This is a genomic window from Paraburkholderia hospita (assembly GCF_002902965.1).
Classification (GTDB): domain Bacteria; phylum Pseudomonadota; class Gammaproteobacteria; order Burkholderiales; family Burkholderiaceae; genus Paraburkholderia; species Paraburkholderia hospita.
The window spans coordinates 1,327,234-1,343,933 of sequence record NZ_CP026107.1 but is presented as its reverse complement, the minus strand read 5'-3'; the positions used below and the strand labels follow the sequence as shown (position 1 = coordinate 1,343,933).

General features: G+C 59.9%; 16 protein-coding genes and 1 pseudogene. 10 read left to right on the top strand and 7 right to left on the bottom strand.

The window, feature by feature from the left end; all coding sequences use genetic code 11:
• Positions 1-209: 209 nt before the first annotated feature.
• Both C2L64_RS39285 and C2L64_RS39280 read right to left on the bottom strand, forming a co-directional pair.
• The gene (locus tag C2L64_RS39285; RefSeq protein ID WP_007580146.1) at positions 210-1,310 is read right to left on the bottom strand and encodes a hypothetical protein; all 1,101 of its coding nucleotides are present in this window, start codon (positions 1,308-1,310) and stop codon (positions 210-212) included.
• 236 nt (positions 1,311-1,546) lie between these two features.
• Complete coding sequence (locus C2L64_RS39280; protein ID WP_007580145.1) at positions 1,547-1,798, bottom strand: hypothetical protein; 252 nt, start codon at positions 1,796-1,798, stop codon at positions 1,547-1,549.
• Between the two features lie 185 nt (positions 1,799-1,983).
• On the opposite strand from C2L64_RS39280, the gene C2L64_RS56380 reads away from it, so the two are divergent.
• A complete protein-coding gene (locus tag C2L64_RS56380) occupies positions 1,984-2,286 on the top strand; it encodes a hypothetical protein (RefSeq protein ID WP_007737716.1) in 303 nt (100 codons plus the stop codon).
• A gap of 524 nt (positions 2,287-2,810) precedes the next feature.
• Here C2L64_RS56380 and C2L64_RS39270 read toward each other — a convergent pair.
• Positions 2,811-3,791, bottom strand: a complete 981-nt coding sequence (locus C2L64_RS39270; protein ID WP_007580144.1) for a GlxA family transcriptional regulator — start codon at positions 3,789-3,791, stop codon at positions 2,811-2,813.
• A gap of 103 nt (positions 3,792-3,894) precedes the next feature.
• On the opposite strand from C2L64_RS39270, the gene C2L64_RS39265 reads away from it, so the two are divergent.
• The 4 genes from C2L64_RS39265 (at position 3,895) to C2L64_RS39250 (ending at position 9,131) form a co-directional block, all read left to right on the top strand.
• Positions 3,895-4,569 carry a DUF1326 domain-containing protein gene (locus tag C2L64_RS39265; RefSeq protein ID WP_176133954.1) on the top strand — a complete coding sequence of 225 codons (675 nt, stop codon included), beginning with the start codon at positions 3,895-3,897 and terminating at the stop codon, positions 4,567-4,569.
• The gene (locus C2L64_RS39260) at positions 4,566-5,393 is read left to right on the top strand and encodes a DUF2182 domain-containing protein (protein ID WP_039900229.1); all 828 of its coding nucleotides are present in this window, start codon (positions 4,566-4,568) and stop codon (positions 5,391-5,393) included. The genes C2L64_RS39265 and C2L64_RS39260 overlap by 4 nt, the downstream gene beginning before the upstream one ends.
• A 101-nt stretch (positions 5,394-5,494) precedes the next feature.
• A complete protein-coding gene (locus C2L64_RS39255) occupies positions 5,495-6,079 on the top strand; it encodes a carbonic anhydrase (protein ID WP_007580140.1) in 585 nt (194 codons plus the stop codon).
• 295 nt (positions 6,080-6,374) lie between these two features.
• Positions 6,375-9,131, top strand: coding sequence for a UPF0182 family membrane protein (locus tag C2L64_RS39250; RefSeq protein ID WP_007580139.1), 2,757 nt, complete (start codon positions 6,375-6,377; stop codon positions 9,129-9,131).
• A gap of 585 nt (positions 9,132-9,716) precedes the next feature.
• On the opposite strand, the gene C2L64_RS39240 is transcribed toward C2L64_RS39250, so the two are convergent.
• Both C2L64_RS39240 and C2L64_RS55955 read right to left on the bottom strand, forming a co-directional pair.
• Positions 9,717-11,093 carry an IS4 family transposase gene (locus C2L64_RS39240; RefSeq protein WP_007735216.1) on the bottom strand — a complete coding sequence of 459 codons (1,377 nt, stop codon included), beginning with the start codon at positions 11,091-11,093 and terminating at the stop codon, positions 9,717-9,719.
• A gap of 229 nt (positions 11,094-11,322) precedes the next feature.
• Positions 11,323-11,451: a hypothetical protein gene (locus tag C2L64_RS55955; RefSeq protein WP_256211225.1), complete on the bottom strand. Its 129-nt coding sequence runs from the start codon at positions 11,449-11,451 to the stop codon at positions 11,323-11,325.
• A 291-nt stretch (positions 11,452-11,742) separates the two neighbouring features.
• Here C2L64_RS55955 and C2L64_RS39235 point away from each other — a divergent pair, with 291 nt between their 5' ends.
• The gene (locus tag C2L64_RS39235) at positions 11,743-12,150 is read left to right on the top strand and encodes a DUF995 domain-containing protein (RefSeq protein ID WP_007580138.1); all 408 of its coding nucleotides are present in this window, start codon (positions 11,743-11,745) and stop codon (positions 12,148-12,150) included.
• A gap of 1,152 nt (positions 12,151-13,302) precedes the next feature.
• Here C2L64_RS39235 and C2L64_RS39215 read toward each other — a convergent pair.
• Together C2L64_RS39215 and C2L64_RS39210 are read right to left on the bottom strand one after the other, a co-directional pair.
• Positions 13,303-13,602 (bottom strand): hypothetical protein, encoded by a 300-nt coding sequence (locus C2L64_RS39215; RefSeq protein ID WP_007580136.1) that lies wholly within the window; start codon positions 13,600-13,602, stop codon positions 13,303-13,305.
• A gap of 400 nt (positions 13,603-14,002) precedes the next feature.
• Positions 14,003-14,212, bottom strand: coding sequence for a DUF4304 domain-containing protein (locus C2L64_RS39210; RefSeq protein ID WP_238554576.1), 210 nt, complete (start codon positions 14,210-14,212; stop codon positions 14,003-14,005).
• A gap of 425 nt (positions 14,213-14,637) precedes the next feature.
• Here C2L64_RS39210 and C2L64_RS55205 point away from each other — a divergent pair.
• The 4 genes and pseudogenes from C2L64_RS55205 to C2L64_RS39195 form a co-directional block, all read left to right on the top strand.
• Positions 14,638-14,853: pseudogene (locus C2L64_RS55205) on the top strand (YkgJ family cysteine cluster protein); the annotation flags it as partial.
• Between the two features lie 30 nt (positions 14,854-14,883).
• On the top strand, positions 14,884-15,417 hold the full coding sequence (locus C2L64_RS55200) for a hypothetical protein (RefSeq protein WP_007580135.1): 534 nt from the start codon (positions 14,884-14,886) through the stop codon (positions 15,415-15,417).
• 54 nt (positions 15,418-15,471) lie between these two features.
• Positions 15,472-16,191: a DUF1223 domain-containing protein gene (locus tag C2L64_RS39200; RefSeq protein WP_007580134.1), complete on the top strand. Its 720-nt coding sequence runs from the start codon at positions 15,472-15,474 to the stop codon at positions 16,189-16,191.
• A 142-nt stretch (positions 16,192-16,333) separates the two neighbouring features.
• Complete coding sequence (locus C2L64_RS39195) at positions 16,334-16,537, top strand: cold-shock protein (protein WP_007580133.1); 204 nt, start codon at positions 16,334-16,336, stop codon at positions 16,535-16,537.
• The last annotated feature ends 163 nt before the right edge of the window (positions 16,538-16,700 follow it).

Below are 16,700 nucleotides of genomic sequence, written 5' to 3'. Positions count from 1 at the left end.
CGTTGAAATATAAGAAAATCTGAGAAACCAAAGCATCGCAACGTCAGACCACACGTGCCAAGAATCTAACGATTGTCTGTAGCGGCTTGGGATCACGAATCTGGTGTGCCGCGAATTCGCCGCATCATCCCGCTCGTATATGCCGCGGCCTACCGAACCCGGCCGGGAACTGCCGCGAAACGCCTGGTCTCGTTGATGACTCGGCTTGATCACAGCTCCGCGCTGACATAGCCGTAGTAGCGCGGCAGGAAGTCCTTCATCGCGAAATCGCCGAGGCCGCTCCACTTCCATGTATAGAGCTTCATCTTCACACGTCCGGTCGGCAAGTTGGTCGCGTCGGCTTCGATCCGCCGCACGAGAATCCAATGGAGATCGGAAAGCTTGGGCACATGCGCATCGCCTTGGATCACCGCGCTGCGTTTCGCATTCGTGGCCAGGGTCCCGTGCACCAGCATGATGACCACGCAGTCCGGCGCGCGCCTGAACAGACTCGAGCAGCTCGTCAGGTTGGTGCCGGCGGTGCTGAGCCGCGTGCCGTCGCGCGGCGACGTGTAATCGGTGAGCGCCTGGTTCTGTACGGTCCGGTAGCCTGCCTGCGTGAGCAGCGTCGCGATCTGCCCCGGCGTCGTCGCGTGGCTTTCTTTGCTCAGGAAGTCGAAAGCCTGACCGCCGCCCAACGGAGCGGCGACGAACGCTTCGATGTTGCAGCGCAGGCTCCCCAACGCGATAAAGTCGGCCGCCGGACCGCAGGCGGCCGTCCAGCCGTGCCGGAACGGGTTGGCCTGCTGGACATCGACGTCCGTTTCACCGAAGCGTGCAATCCCCTTGTCGAAGAGGTCCCCGACGAAGCCGACGTAGTCCAGAGGACAACCACGCACCACCGGCACCAGGATCGAAGCCGGACCGCAGAAGCCCTGGGGCCCCTGGTTCATCGAACTCGGGCGTCTCACTCGAAGCGCCACCTGCACGGCCACATGGAAGCGATTGACGTTGCTGAAGACGGGGCTCGTTGTCGAACCGCCGGCGACCCAGCTCTGAACCTGCTTCAACGCGGTGAGCCGCTCGGCGCGCAGTTCGGGCCGCGCCCCATAGGAAGCCTTCGTTTCGTTCGTCGTGAGCGTGATCAGTTTCGCAAGAATCGTTTGCGTCTGAGGCAGGTCGAGGACGACATCCGGGTCGAGTTCCGTGTCTTCGCCATAGGTCATCGGCTGGAAAATATCGGCGAGGAACGCCTTTTTCGACTTGCTATCGCCGGCCACCGAGATGGACTTGTCCAGGAGCTCGATCAGTTCATCAAAAGTGAGTGGCATCTGAGGCGGCTCCTTTTCCCGTTTCCGATTCCCGTTTACCTTTCCCGCCAGGCAACGAATCCGCGGGCTTACCGCGGCCCTCCCCTAGCTTAGGAAACGGGCAGGCGCATTCCAAAGTACTTTCGAATATCTTGTCGTGTCGGGTGGTGAACTTCTGGTTCTATCGCATTAAGGAATTTGCAACACGCCCAACTACCCTACGCTGGACGTTTTCGCCCCCGTCACGTCGTAGTGGCTTACAACAGCCGCAGCACGATTCTTTGGAGAAGGCCCAGCAGATCGCGTCGCGTGTCGACGACGAGATGAACGTAAATGGTGTCGTCCCGCACCTGATCGATGATCCGGTTCTTGCCAAAAAGGGCTTGTAGAAAACTGTCATCGACGAAGCCCTCAAGTTCAGCGGGGACGTGGCCGCTTTCGGGAAACTGGCCGATGGACAGGCCCGCCTTGCCCTCGTGGATGCCATAGCAGGAAAGGCGGAACAACACGCGCTACTGAATACAAAGTCACTACATACGTTCGTTAGCGCCCTTAATTTCGCATGGGTGGGCGCTATGGTTACCTGCGATCCGGTGGCACGCTCGCCATGAATTAACCCCGAGTCCTTGCCATCCGCCCAAAACCTGTATAAATTTACAGTACTGTGTTTGCATACAGTATCTCGGGAGGCGTAATGGAGCACCTGGTCAGGGTCTACAACGAGAAGGACCGGCAAACCCTCGAATGGCTTCGCAAGCACGTTGGCGATGCCGCGATCGCCAGCGCTGTCGCGCAGTGCGCCGGATCGGGCAAACCTTATCTCTCGACAGTTTGCAGATGCCTTGGCGTGAGAACTCCGGCGTTTTCCGCGCCGCTTCGACAAACCTCGAGTCTAGTCGCCGACCATTCCCTTGCGACCATCCGGAGCATTCTCGCAGCCAGAACGGCGACAGCAAAACTGGGCGCTGCCAGGCAGGGCACGCACTCCCCTTTGTGACTTCACAATCGGAGACGAATCTGGCGACTTTGTGTGCTGATCTGACTGGGCACTACGCCACTCGGGCATCTGGTGACGCGTGGCCTCCGCCCATTTCCGGAGGGCAACGGATAGGTTCCACCCGCGTCAAAACAGAGATAGTCCACAAATGGGACATTTACTCTGCAGAACTGCGTATCGAAGCCGGTTACAGCGGTTAAACCTCTGCCGCCCGCTTGCCTTGGCGCGGGAGAAACCTCTGCCCGGTACACAGGAAACCCCGTGGCCATGCCGATTGGCAGGTATCAATCCGGCGTGAGACAAAGTTGTCCGTCGCAGGCGGTCGCGCCATGCGGTACCGCATTCGCGAATACGAGTCTCGACGTCAACAGGCTCAAAAAATGGCAACTGGCACAGTGAAATGGCCGATCGTCACGCCGAAAGAGTTTGTCGATGAGATCAATCGCTGAACCACTAATGGCTTGTTATCAGGCTACCGAAAGGCGTGTCCCCTGCTCTTGGAGAGTAGATGGAACCGCACCGCTCTAGCCGTGATTTACAGTGAAGCGTCGGCGAAACTCACCGGGCGTGAGGCCCGTGACTCTGCTAAAAATCTTGCGAAACGCGCCCACGTCCCGGTAGCCCACGTCCCATGCAACCGTCTCGATCGAGGATGTCGTGAACTGCAGCATTTCGCGCGCTTTGCCAACACGCAACTGCTGACAGTAATCGATGGCGGTCATCCCCGTCGCCTTCCTGAACCGTCGCAGGAAGGTTCGCTCTTCGAGTCCGGCACACGAGGCGAGCGACGCAAGCGCTATATCTTTGGCCCCTGTCGCCTGGAGCCAATGCTGGGTTTTCAGCACGGCGGCGTCGCCGTGGATCAGGTTCGGGGAGAAAGCGCTGTAATAGCGTTGCTCGCGCCCGGGCGGATCCACCAGCAGAAATCGGGCCGTCTCGGCCATGATGGTCGGCCCCAGAAAACGGTCGACCAGTTTCAGGCCCAGGTCGATCCACGCCATCAAACCGCCCGCGCAGATGATATCGCCGTCATCGATGATGAGCCTGTCGACATCGAGGCGCACATCAGGAAACCGCGCCCGGAAGATGTCAGCGTGAGCCCAATGCGTCGTCGCCGTCCGTCCGTTGAGAAGCCCTGTTTCAGCCAGCAGGAAAGCGCCTCCGCACATGGAGCCGAGTGTCGTCCCCGCCCGATGATGTTCGACTAACCAGTCGACGAATGGCGCGGCGTCGTCGTGACTGATCTGTCCACCAAGGCTTGGCGGCAACAGAATGACTGCGGGTGACCTGTCTGCACTTTCGCCCTTGTCATGGTCTCTGACAGGTGCCTTGCCACGTGTACGGGCGTGCCACTGACTGACAAGCAGAAAGGCCGATCCCTCACTCTGATGTTGTGCGACGAAACGATTTGCGACTTCGAACAGGTCGCTCAAACCATGTATCGCTGCGAGTTGCGCGCCCGGATAGTGGACGATGCCAATTTCGATTGTCGGGTGAGAAGTCATGTGTCGGTATTTCCACGATGAATGTCGATTTCGACACTGGTGATGATCCTGCGTCAGCCTCATCATGTCCAGACTTTTCGTCAGGACCAGAGAGAGACGCGTAATGGCAGGTCTGATAGCTGAATCCGCTACGACGACTCCGCAGTGGCGGATCGCCGGTGAGTGGCTAGACGTGTGCTCGTGTAACACACCGTGTCCCTGCACCTTCGCGCAAGCGCCGACGGGCAATCACTGTGAAGTGTTATGGGCGTACAGGATCAATGAAGGCTACTACGGCGAGACGCCGATGGCGGGCCTGAAGGTGGTCCTCCTTTCCAGCTTTACCGGGAATCTCTGGGATGGCGCCAGGCTCGAGACAGGTGTCTTCTTCGATGGAGCCGCGAACGTGGATCAGCGGCGGGCGCTCGTGGCGATCTTCACGGGCCAGGCGGGAGGTTGGATGGCGCAGTTCGTGCCTGCCAAAGTAAGCGCGGTGCGGGGCATCGCGTTCGCCGACATGGCGGTGGAGATCGACGGCTCGCTCGAACGCTGGAGCGTGACGGTTGGCGACAAGGTGGATGCGAGCGGCGTCGCGCTGAGCGGGCCAACCTCGGACCCGACGAAGCGGCTGCAAAGCTTCAACCCGCCGGGCAGCGAAGTCGGTCCGACCGACGGAGCCGTGACGTGGGGCAAGAGCGTCAATGGCCGGTGGAGCGGATTCGGCTTTGACCAGAACATTCCGGCTGGTCAGGCGAGCAAGCATATACCGTTCGACTGGCATGGCCCGGACGCGCAATGAGAGCCATTCCTTCCTCCTCGCGATCAGCGGTGCACGCGTTAGGTCGGGGGCAGCCCGTACTCGGCTGGACGGTGGTCGTGATGCTGGCAAGTCTCGCAGCCTGGCTCGGCGCACTAGTGCTGATGAGTGGCATGGACGAGGGGCCGGGGACTCCGCTGCACAACTTGCCGGCCTTTCTCGTCGGCTGGGTCGTCATGCTGACCGCGATGATGCTGCCATCGGAACTCAATTACATCACGGCGTTCGCCGCCGTACTCAGGTCCCGTCATGGCGTATCGGTCGCGTCTGTGCGTCGCATCTCCAGCTTCATTGCAGGCTACGGCGTCGCGTGGATCACCTACGGCCTGGCCGCCTATCTGCTCGATCTGCTGGTTCGACGTATCAGCCCGGAAATGATCACGTGGAATCGCGGCGGTCCGTACGTGGCCGGATCGGTGCTGGTCATCGCGGGTGTCTATCAGGTCTCGTCGCTGAAGCATGTGTGCCTGACGGGATGCCGCACGCCTCTGTCGTTCTTCGGGCGCTACTGGCGGGAAGGCAACGCGGGCGCCGTTGCGATGGGCGTCCGGCACGGACTGGTTTGCGTCGGCTGCTGCTGGGCGTTGATGGCAGTGATGTTCGCCGTCGGCGTCATGAGCCTCACCTGGATGGCCTTGCTCACTCTCTTCATGTTCGCTGAGAAGGTTTTGCCTAAGGGCGAGAAGCTGGCCATTCCGATTGCCGGCTTTCTCTGGGCGATGGGAATCTGGATTGCGGTGTCGCCCGCGACGGCACCGCTGCTCAAAGATCCCATGCTGTTCGCCAGTATGTGCCGCGCAAACTGATCGCATGCAAGTCCGGCGGCTAAACGAGTTCTAAAAGCGGCGGCGTACCAGGTCACAGTGCTGGCGCCCTGCAGTGATACACATCATCGAGGAGCAGGAAAATGACGACGAAGTACAGCGAATTTGAGTTCCGGACGCAACCCTGGTTCGACCAGGATAATTTCCAAGGCTTCAACACAGCCATACCGATGAAGACGATGGTCATCTGCTGTTTCGACCCACGCGCGTCGGAGGCTCCCAAGGTGGTTGCTGATCATTTCGGCGATGAAATTTATCCGGGCGAGAACGTTCTTGACGAACATGGCAACAAGATCGGGCACACCCGGACGCTATTTGCTGTCTACTGCGCGGCAGGTCGAGCGGCGTCAGCTTTGCAGTCGGCCGCAACGATGGACTACCTGTTCAGCGTGGAGAACATCGTCGTCGTCCACCACTCATTCTGTGGCGCCACGGCCTTCAGGCCGGACCAGCTGATCGGAAAGTTCCACGACTGCCATCACACCGACATCTCGACGATGTTCGATCACGGTAGTCTCGCGATCATGAGCTTTGAGGAATCACTCAAGCACGACGTGAAGCTGCTGCGCGACAGCCCTGCAGTGCCAAAACATATCAAGCTCTACGGCTTTTTCTACGAGATGAACAGCGGCGAATTGATCGAGGTCGCGCGCGACATTCCGTCTTGAGCTTCACACAGACTGCGTCAGTACTACGACGATTTCTTCAAGAACGGCAGACCGTGTACGCGTGTCCCCGGCAACAGGGCGGTTGCCGGCTGGCATGCTGCACGGCTTTGCGAAGCATTCCCCTGGCAACGATACGCCACCCTGCTCGCCGGTCTACAATCAATGCCATGACCTGCCTGTGCGCGAGGCTGGCGGCATGTGCGGATAGGCCGTTCCGCCACGGGACCGGCAGTCGACCTTAAACAACGGTCCAATCGAAGCGGGTCGCGGGTGACGAGCCGGCAAGGGAGGGACGATGCCGCCGCAAGTGATATCTCGCGTGCGCATCAGACGCACCGCGATCACCGTTGCAACTGGCATCGTCAGCCTGGTTGTTATCGGGCGCGTCACGCGCGTCCTGGTCGACTGGCTGTGGTTCTCTTCGGTTGGACATGTCGGCGTTTTCTGGACAATTCTTGACGCCAGGGTCCTCCTGTTCGTCGCCGTGTTCGCGGCCTCGGCAGTCACCATCGCGGTATCCGGGTTTCTTGCGCATCGTTATGCGAGACGCTTCGGTCCCATCCATGCGGGACCGGTTTCTTCGACGGCTGCACTTGAAGTTATCGACGAACTGGCCAGCGAGGTCGCGCCTCGTATTCCATGGCGCTACGCCATTACCGGCGCCGCCGTCCTGCTCGCGCTGTTGATCGCAGCCGGCGAAGTCTCGAACTGGGACATCGTGCTTCGCTTCCTTTATCAAGTGCCGTTTGGGGAACGCGATCCTATCTTTGGCAACGACATCGGCTTCTATCTTTTCTCACTGCCCGTCTACGTGGCGCTAAAGAATTGGCTGCTGCAGGTACTTTTTGGCAGCACAGTCGTCGCGGGAGCCGTCTACGGGCTGCGTGGCGACTTAGCGACCGGGAAGCCGCCGCACGTTCTCTCACGAGCCGCCGCCACGCACGGTTCAGCACTGCTCGGGCTGTTCTTCCTGGTGAAGGCCGGGTCCTACTGGCTCGACCGCTTTCTGCTGCTCTATGGCGACAACGGTGTCGTGGTCGGTGCCAGCTATACCGACGTCCACGTCGAGTTGCCAGTATTGTGGCTGCTCATCGGCCTTGCCATCGGTGCATCCGTCGTTTCGTGGGCCAACATGCGCTGGCGAAGCTATCGCATTCCCGCTGCAGCAGTGCTACTGGTGTTCGGCAGCTCGGTTGTGTTCGCCGTTATCTATCCGGCGATGTTCCAGCGGTTCTATGTCAAACCGAGCGAGCTGAGGCTGGAGACGCCTTACATCGAACACAATATCGCGCTGACCCGAAAGGCCTATGGCCTCGCGCAAATCGCGGTCAGGCCATTCGCTGCCCAGCAGGGACTGAATCTGGCCTCATTGCAGTCCAATCGCGCGACCATCGAAAACATCCGCCTATGGGATCTACAGCCGTTGATGGATACCTATGCGCAGCTGCAGGAAATCAGGACCTACTACCGATTTCTCTCCGTGGACATCGACCGCTACTGGCTCGACGCCGGTTACAGGCAGGTGATGCTCTCTGCGCGCGAACTCGACACGGCGATGCTTCCGGCCAATGCGCAGACCTGGGTGAACCTGCACCTCCTGTTCACGCACGGCAACGGTGTCGTCATGTCGCCAGTCACGGAGAAATCCGCGGAGGGTTTGCCGTCGCTCTACCTGCAGGACATTCCACCTGTCTCCAATGGCGGCCCGGCCATTCGCGAACCGCGCCTCTATTTTGGTCAAGGCGTTCAGGGATACGTCATCGTAAAGGGTAGCGTACCGGAATTCGACTACCCTCAGGGAAAGGAAAACGTCTACGCAGCTTATAGCGGGCACGACGGAGTCGGCATCGGCAGTACCGCACGACGCATTCTCTTCGCCTGGCAGCTCGGCGACCCCAACATTCTGCTAACCAGCTATATCACGGACGCAAGCCGGATCTTGCTTCACCGTAATATCGAGGAACGGGTCCGAACGGTCGCGCCGTTCCTCGATTTCGATCACGATCCGTATCTTGTCGTGAGTAGCGGCCGCCTGTTCTGGATACTGGATGCATACACCACCAGCCGCTGGTTCCCGTACTCCCAGCCTGCCACTGGCGACGGCACGAACTACATCCGGAATGCGGTAAAAGTAGTAGTGGATGCGTATAACGGCACGGTCGAGTTCTTTGTCAGCGATCCTGCCGATCCAATCTTACGGACTTACCAGCGGATCTTCCCAAGCCTGTTCAGGCCTCTCGATGCAATGCCACAAGACCTGCGTCAGCATATCCGCTATCCCGAAGATCTGTTTCTGATCCAGGCGCAACTCTATCGCACCTATCATATGGATGCGCCGGAAGTCTTTTACAACCGTGAGGACCTCTGGCAGTTCCCACGGGAACTCGCCGGCATCGATGCCGGGAACACTCCAGGCGCGCAAATGACGCCGTACTACATGATCATGCGATTGCCCGGCGAGCAGCGCGCCGAGTTCGTACTCCTGCTGCCGATGGTGCCCAGTCAGCGTGACAACATGATTGCGTGGCTCGCGGCACGTTGCGATCCGTCCGAGTACGGCAAGCTCATCGTCTACACGTTCCCGAAGGACAAGCTGGTCTATGGTCCATTCCAGATCGAGGCGCGCATCCAGCAAAATACCGAGATTTCACAACAGATTTCACTATGGAACCAGATGGGCTCACGCGTCATCCGTGGCCATCTCGTGGTGGTGCCGATCGAGAATTCGATTCTCTACGTTTCGCCGCTCTACCTGCGCGCAGCGTCCGGACAGTTGCCGGAGTTGAAGCGGGTTATCGCCGCGTATGGTGAGCGTGTCGTGATGCAGGATACCTTGGCGCAAGCCCTTGCAGCCCTCTTCGAGGAAACATCCCCGGCCATATCGAAGTCGTCAGGCACAGCGGACGCGCGTGCCCACGAGGCGCTCGCACGCTATAACCGCGCGCTCGAACGGCTAAAAGCAGGAGATTGGAGCGGCTTCGGCCTGGAACTCGATGCTCTTCGGCCACTTCTTGAATCGCTGGACGACGGGCGTCCGCAGAATAAAAAGTGATCAGAGAGAATTTCCGGGCGTGCGCAAGCGACCAGTATGAATCGCGAAGCGGCGCTATCGCAGCGCCCTGTCCTGTTTCAGATACCTCAACCGGCGTCGGAGCCGATGCACGATACCCACACCCGCGCTGACCACGCTGCGCGATGAAGAAGGCGTCGAGTTGAAGCCATCACCCGTCGTCGCCATCGGGTTGATTACATTGCAAGCGCCATTGTTGGCGAGCGTCTGGCCGTTCGTACAGATCCCGTGCGACTGGACAACGAGTAGTACTCGGACGGGTTGAACGGCTGGCCCTGCGCACTGCTCCACTTGCTGATTACATAAGGAATCCATATTTTAAGGTGAAAGCCCTGCCCCCTTATCGCGGCACAGTCTTGCATGCTGCCATGCACGGTGGCGGGCGCCACGGACTCGTTCAAGTGGGGTATCAGCAAGAGGCGTGTAAACTCGCGAATACGATTCGAATACAGACTGGAAAACTGCCGATTGCAACTCCCCACGCTACTGCGGTACTTTTCCGACAAGGTTGTTGGTGGGTATTTTGTCTGTCCAGCCCCGCTCAGGAGGCTGAGCTTTACCCACAAGTTACGGACCTGACTTAAAGATGCGGAACATCTCAGTGACTTCGTGCAGGACGAGGAAGCCTCTCCAGATGACAGTTGCGCCAGGAGGAGGATCATGACGGCGATTCAGGTAGCCGCCCAAGGTGGCAATCCACAGTACCGCCTTGTCCAAAGACGGCACCTTGTCCGGCGGCCGAGTGGTCCGGTGTACGCGGCAATACAAGGCCTGCCATTCAACTGGCTGAAGGACCACTTCACAGGGCAGTTCGCCATCGAGGCGAGCCAGCAGGGTCGTGTAGAGGATACGCCAGGCGATCACGGCAAACAGTGCCGTAGCACGAACGAAACGCTCGAGCGTGCCAAACTGACGGGCTTCGATACGGCAACCGCTCTTGAGCACCCGATGCCAGGTCTCGATCGTCCAGCGCCTCGCGTACCACTGCAGCCGTTCAAGAGCCTGTTCTGGGGAGTGCGTGGGCACAGAACTGAGCAGCATCCATTCGAGCGGTTCGATACCGGCGGGCGGTTCGTTCTCGATGACGTGGATGGCAAAGACATCGAGCGCAGGCAGCTGGCTGGCCCGCGCCTTGGGTGGCTGCAGGCGCACAGGCGCGTATCGCAGCGTCAGGCTTGCCGTGCGCTGGGCACGCGTGCCCTTAGCTGGCACGAGCAGTTCAGTGTGACCGGCTGCAGGGGTATCCAGCACTGCCTGCCAGAGATAGCGCTGGGGATGGCGGGCGCGGCGGTTCCATGCTGCACGCACCAGCCAGTGCACACCCTCTGGCCGCTGCGTCGCGAACAGTTCATAGACATCGCTCTCGCGATCGCCAATGCCAATGAGTTGCGTGTGCGCACAGCGCGACTTCAGCGCCGACAGGTGCGCAAGCCCCTCGAGCCACTTGACGCTTTCCTTCTCGTGGATCGGCCGGGATTTGCGCTGCGCGGCACTGCCTCTGGTTCCTTCGGTGCGAGCCCACGTTTTCATGCCCAACACTCCGAGCGGCAGCCCCTCCGGACTAACCGCCAGCAGACTATGCATCATGAAGCCACGCTCATTGCCACCGGTACAGGGCCCCAGGCCTTCTGTGGCATGCAGATGCGTCAGGTTGAATTCGGTAGTGTCCTGTATGGCCAGCACCACCGGAATCTGCTCCATGCGGTGCAGCGTTTGCGCAATATGCGGCGCCAGCACGCCGTCAGTGTCCACCAGATCGTTGTCAAAGAATCGATAGGCCGCCTTCAGTTCAGCGGGCGACAGCGCTTGCGGCAGCGACGTATGTGGACTGGTCGCCAGTTGGCGTGCCAACGCAACCAGTCGCTGCGACAGGCGAGCGTCCCCGAGATTCGCTTGCGCGAATTCCTCGCTTGCCCAGTCCGCCGTGTCGTCCCTGGTCGCCAATCCGCTTTCGCTGCGTCAACAGAATGGGCAAAAGTTAACACCGTCCGATCAAGTTTACAACCGGACTTGTGGGTAAAGCTCAGCTCAGGAGGGGAGGATGCAACTGCGAATGACGATGAGTTGCCCGATTCGCGCGGGCGTGCTCTCAGGGCTGCTCGCACTGCTTTGCACCGACTCGACAGTCGTTGCGAAACGGGATCGCGTGCAGTGGTCGCCTCCCTTGCAACAGTCACCAAGGTACGTCCACGTTACGCCACCCGATGTCCGCGTCCTGGTCCAGCGTGTGGATTTTGTTCTCGACCAGGCGGCCCAGGCTGAAGCAGATGCGAAAAAGAAGCGCAAAGCTGATCAACGCCATGCCGTAGCATCCGCGACGAAGCCGAATGCAAAGGCAGCTTCCGTACCTGCCGCGTCGGTTGAACGTGCAACAGGCAACCGCCCGCCGTCGACTGCCAGTTCGGCCAGTGCATCGAGGATGGCGTCCGGCGTGCAATCTGCCGCGTCCGAACCATGGCCATCGGGGGCCGTCGCGTCAGCGGCGTCTGCTGTCCCACTTGCGCCTGCGTCTTCCGCTGTTGGGACCGCACGAGCACCCGCAGGGCAGCAGCAGGGAAAACCGGGTGAATCCGCGAACGCAAGCGCGGCAGCAATGGCCAACCCCATCGCCCAGGGCAACGCGCCGCACTCGGGCAGCGGCCGCCCTCTGCCACTGACCAGAGACCAACTGATTGCGTTGATGCCGGGCGCCACCATGCTGAGAACGAATACGGCAGGCGCCCTGCGAGAATGGGTCAACGTCCCCAACGGGACACTGACTGTCTACTGGGCGGGCGGTGGTTTTGCCCAGTCGCACAGCGCAAGCGGCAAGTGGAGCGTAACCGATGATGGCCGCTTTTGCCTCCAGATCGATTGGGAAGACAAGCCTGAAAACTGGTGCCGCTTTCTGGAGCCAACGCCCAAAAAAGGCACGTATCAACCGATCCCGGACGTCGCCGACGAAAAATGGACTCCGCCGACGGATCAGACCGATTGGCGCCCTCTAACCATTCGCCACTAGTCCATTAAACCGGATGAATCGCACCGGATGCGGCGCTTGGGGCCGGCGTACTTCCTTTCAATGGAGCGGCTTGCTTGTTGTCCTGGCGGATATAGCGAATGAGCTTTTTGTCGAGGTCTCTGGTGCTGATGAACACCCCGCGCTCCGAAGCCGGGATTCCAGAGTCGGTGTCGCGTATGCTTACGCCACGCTTCGCGCGGTCGCGTATCCGTTCAACAACACGAGCCGCTTGCGACCGCAACAGACGATGGCGCGCCAGGGACGAAGCTCGCCAAAGCGAAGGCGCACACGGGGCGCGCGCGTGCGGGCGACCTGCACGATTCGGAAAGCCCCTCACCTGTTTCGGCGGATGCCGCAGGAGAGCAAGCGACGATCGTCGTCAGCCCGCAAGATCATGTGAATGATTTCCCCGACGACCTTGCCGGCCGCTCGCTTGAAGAAAGCAATGGCGGGGCACCGGTAGCCAAACCGGCAACCCTTGAGTCGCTCCCCGCCGTCGCAGCCAGCTTCGCGGTAACCAGCGTACAAGTGCCCCGTCAACGACCGCGCCACCGCCGGTCAGGCGCTGAGTTGTGAGACGCGTTCTCGACTACCGCCACCTCGACTGGTAGCAAATCTGCTACGAGCGTCGCAGAGCGTTCAGACGTGCGAACTCCGTCGGCCTCACAAAGGAGCGATAAAGCTCGCCAACGGTACCGAACGCGAATGCTGGTTTCAAGGTCGCACCAGGGAGCGCGCCCGAAAGCCAGTCGTACGCGTTCATGTCGCGCTGCTGGCAATGAATCGCGTCTGTGAGTAGAAGAAGCGCTTTGTGTGCCGAATGTTCGCCCAGGTCGATAAACAATCTTTCGAACGAGTCACCGGGATATCCAGTAACGCGAGGTTCAGACGAGCGCTCGGTCAAATCATTCTCCTGTACAGGGTGGCCAGCGTATCAAGTCGACATGATGCTGCAACGAACTCGTTGCAACTCTGCTAGTGGAGCCGACAACGCTAGCTTTTTAACAATCCTTCGACAGACTCTCATGCGTGTTTTGCACGCCCATGACATCCTTCCATTGAAACGTACGGCATTCGCAATGTCACTGACGGATCAGTTTATCTGCTGCACCCGATCCCAATCGGCGATCGGGTGATATGGTCCCGAACATTTCAGTGCACGGTGTGGACGCTGCTGATGGGCCCATCATCGTCTTCGTCGGATGATGCTTGATCAAGGATCGCGCACCGGAAGTCCAATTTGACGCGAAGGATGGCGGATTCGATGCGTGCGTCGCCGCGATGCCCGCTCAGGCGAGCATTGATCGCCTCCTCGACGGCGAGAATCGCCTGCTCGACGCTCTCCGGATCATCGCTATCGAACCCGATCTCAATCTCAACGCTCTCCAGCAGGTTCAACGCTGTTGCAATGTCCTCGGATGCAACGAATAACGTCTCGGCATTTTCTGTCATCTACCCTCCCCGTTGGGTTGACCGGCGTCTTCAGACCGGTGCGAGTTGCACGACCATCGTTGCATATCCAGAGCAAACCTGCCGGGCGACGAAGGCGAGTGTTGGGTTCAAAACAACGGATGGCTTGCTGGTCACAGCAAAGCGGGTAGAATTGAAGGTTCCAGCGTGGTCGGTCCTTGGTCATTGCGTTTAGCGCCCCCGGTTCCGAAGCTTCCTCTCTGTGCGTATTGTCGGCCACGTCAGTACGGCAAACGAGTCATTCCGGTCACCTCCCTCCGCACGCCGGGCGATACGGTGCAGCAAGGCAACAACAACCATCGGTCACGGAAGGGCTCTGATTTGCACATCAAATAGCTGTTGCCGACCCGTTGAGCCGGTCGGAAACCCCGGGAGCAGCCGTTCAAAGCCGGCCTGCAATCAAATCGGCAGCATGCCCATCCCGGACGCTCAGTTTAAAAATCCCAGAAGACTGTCCGAACGAGTGTGGCCACCTGTCTCCACCCTCCGCGCCGCATTGAGACAGTTGGGCAACGAACCCTCCACCGTGGCGATCGAACTGCACCGTCAACAGATCGACCCGATCAACTCGTTGGCGTCGGAAATGCGGCAAAGAACCTTTGAACCCCAGTTGGCGAAGCGTGGGGACAAAACGCGCTTTCAACGCGGTTCATTTCGTCACGGCTCATCGGGATGTCCCGTCAAAATGCGGCGGCCAGGTTGCCGCCTGCTTTCACAACCTCGATTGTCGAGCGATTCACGAGATGATGACGAATGGATGAAATTGTGCCGAACTTGCTCAAACGTCGCGATCGAGAGCGGGCTTGCATCGCTTTTGTAAGCCGTGGACAACCGAATACCGTACGGCCGAATCGAAGAATATTTTCACCTACCAGGCCACCGACGTGTAACCGGCACCAGCTGGCCGACGAACTAACTTAACCAGCCAATACCCGTTCGCCGATCCTGCTAATGTCGATTCACTTTTCATGCACCATGTGCGGCCGTTGCTGCCATGATCTGCGCCTGCCACTCGCCATTGATGAAGCGCTCGATTGGATCGCGCACGGTGGTGAGGTGCAACTGCTTTGCGATGCGATCGTCTGGCCCCAGGAGCCACTACAAACGGACGCGCTCGCCCAACACCGAAGGCGCCGCTCATTCTCTGCGCATAGTGGGACGTTGCCAGTACGTGTAACCGTGACGCTGGTGGCCGCGTTCGCGGGACCGTGCCCCAACCTTCGCCCGGACATGTCCTGCGGCGCCTACCATCGGCGTCCGCGTGTGTGCCGCATCTATCCCGCTGAGGTCAATCCGTTCTTACCGCTCGATCCTGCGGCGAAGGCTTGTCCTTCCGATGCGTGGTCCGACGCCGGTCCGGTACTCATGCGAGCGGGCCGGATCGCGAATGCCGACACGGCAGCACTCATCGCGCAGTCGCGTGAAGCCGACGAGCGCGACCGTGTCGCCAAGACGTATCTGTGTGCGCTGCTCGGGTACGACACCGCTGCCCTCGCCAACGAAGGTTTCGCAGTCTATGCGCCGGCACGCCTTCACCTCGAAGCTGCACTGCGGGCGGCGCAACAATCCGGTGTGCCGCTTGACGATCCGCAGCCGCGCTCATCGCACCCTTGGCACTTCATCACAAATCGCTCGACGACACTCGCGACGCTGCAGTCGATCGGCGCAAGCGCTGGGCGGGCTGAGGACCCATCCGGTTCGGCACACACCCCGGCATACCTGGGCTTCTTTGACGAGGACATCAGCGATAGCGATCGACTGAATTCACCGCACGCGCCGGGTCCGCTTCACCTGTAACCCGCTCGTGCTGGCGAGCGAATTACCATGACTGTCGTTATCTGGAGTCAGGACATGCTGCCCCGTTCTCTCACTGCCACCATTGCGAGCGCTACGGCGCTGCTCACCTCGCATGCGTTCGCGGCCGCGCCGCGCCCGGTTGTCGTTGAACTGTTCACATCGCAGGGCTGTTCGTCGTGCCCGCCGGCGGATCGCTTTCTGTCCGAACTGAGCGACTCACGCACCGACGTTCTGCCTCTGGCGTTTCATGTCACATACTGGAATCAGCTCGGCTGGAAAGATCCGTTTTCATTCGACGGCGCCGATGCGCGTCAGGCCCGGTATGCGCAACGGTTTCGCGACTTCGAGTACACGCCGGAAATGGTGATCGACGGCAAGGCCGAGGTGGTGGGCTCTAATCGCACTGCAGCCAGCGCGGCCATTGACCACGCAAAGTCCGCCGGTGTGACGGCCGCTACGGTTAGCGCTACACGTGTAGACGGCGGTGTTTCGGTATCCATTGGCCCGGGCACCGGACGCGCGCACGTGCTGCTGGTCGGCTACGACGCCCGTCACGTCACGGCGATCGGGCGCGGCGAGAACACAGGCCATACGCTCACTGAATCGAACGTCGTGCGCAGCATTGTGGCAATCGGTCAGTGGTCCGGCACGGCGCTCATGTTGCGTGCCGACGCCGTCGCCGGCGAACATCAAGTGGTTCTTCTCGAGGACAATGATGGTGCAATTGTCGGCGCCGCACGCGTTGTCGATACAAGTGAAGCGCCTGCTCGATGAGTGATGGCTTGTTGCCCGCCAGTGAGTGGACCCGCTGGTTGGCAGGTTTCATTCCAGCGTGGTAAAAGTCTTCCTTCGCGGGTGAGCGCTTCGTGCCATACCGCGTTCGCGAATGCGATTTTCAACATCTACAGGTTCAAAAATGGCAATTGGTACAGTGAAATGGTTTAACGATGCAAAGGGCTTTGGTTTCATCACGCCGGACGAAGGCGGCGAAGACCTGTTCGCCCACTTCTCCGAAATCAAGACGGAAGGCTTCAAGTCATTGCAGGAAAACCAGAAAGTAAGCTTCGAAGTGAAGATGGGGCCGAAGGGCAAACAGGCCGCCAATATCAAGCCTGTCTAACTCGCGCGCGCATCGTCCTGACAGGTGCCCCGCCTTGCGCGGGTTGAATTTTTTGGTTCAGCGTGTCAGGGGTCAGTGCATTGGGTGGCACTACGGTGCACCGGTTCGAGCAGGACGGACAAGTCCTGCTCATGGCCAGTCACCCCACCGACAATCAGGCCGC

What these genes read in the sequence shown, in the direction of transcription:
- C2L64_RS55955 (WP_256211225.1), bottom strand. Translation starts at nt 11,451, where the DNA reads ATGGCGTTGATCAGCTTTGCGCTTCTTTTTCGCATCTGCTTCAGCCTG.
- C2L64_RS39265 (WP_176133954.1), top strand. Translation starts at nt 3,895, where the DNA reads ATGGCAGGTCTGATAGCTGAATCCGCTACGACGACTCCGCAGTGGCGG.
- C2L64_RS39195 (WP_007580133.1), top strand. Translation starts at nt 16,334, where the DNA reads ATGGCAATTGGTACAGTGAAATGGTTTAACGATGCAAAGGGCTTTGGT.
- C2L64_RS39270 (WP_007580144.1), bottom strand. Translation starts at nt 3,791, where the DNA reads ATGACTTCTCACCCGACAATCGAAATTGGCATCGTCCACTATCCGGGC.
- C2L64_RS39250 (WP_007580139.1), top strand. Translation starts at nt 6,375, where the DNA reads ATGCCGCCGCAAGTGATATCTCGCGTGCGCATCAGACGCACCGCGATC.
- C2L64_RS39235 (WP_007580138.1), top strand. Translation starts at nt 11,743, where the DNA reads ATGGCCAACCCCATCGCCCAGGGCAACGCGCCGCACTCGGGCAGCGGC.
- C2L64_RS39215 (WP_007580136.1), bottom strand. Translation starts at nt 13,602, where the DNA reads ATGACAGAAAATGCCGAGACGTTATTCGTTGCATCCGAGGACATTGCA.
- C2L64_RS39260 (WP_039900229.1), top strand. Translation starts at nt 4,566, where the DNA reads ATGAGAGCCATTCCTTCCTCCTCGCGATCAGCGGTGCACGCGTTAGGT.
- C2L64_RS39200 (WP_007580134.1), top strand. Translation starts at nt 15,472, where the DNA reads ATGCTGCCCCGTTCTCTCACTGCCACCATTGCGAGCGCTACGGCGCTG.
- C2L64_RS39255 (WP_007580140.1), top strand. Translation starts at nt 5,495, where the DNA reads ATGACGACGAAGTACAGCGAATTTGAGTTCCGGACGCAACCCTGGTTC.
- C2L64_RS39285 (WP_007580146.1), bottom strand. Translation starts at nt 1,310, where the DNA reads ATGCCACTCACTTTTGATGAACTGATCGAGCTCCTGGACAAGTCCATC.
- C2L64_RS56380 (WP_007737716.1), top strand. Translation starts at nt 1,984, where the DNA reads ATGGAGCACCTGGTCAGGGTCTACAACGAGAAGGACCGGCAAACCCTC.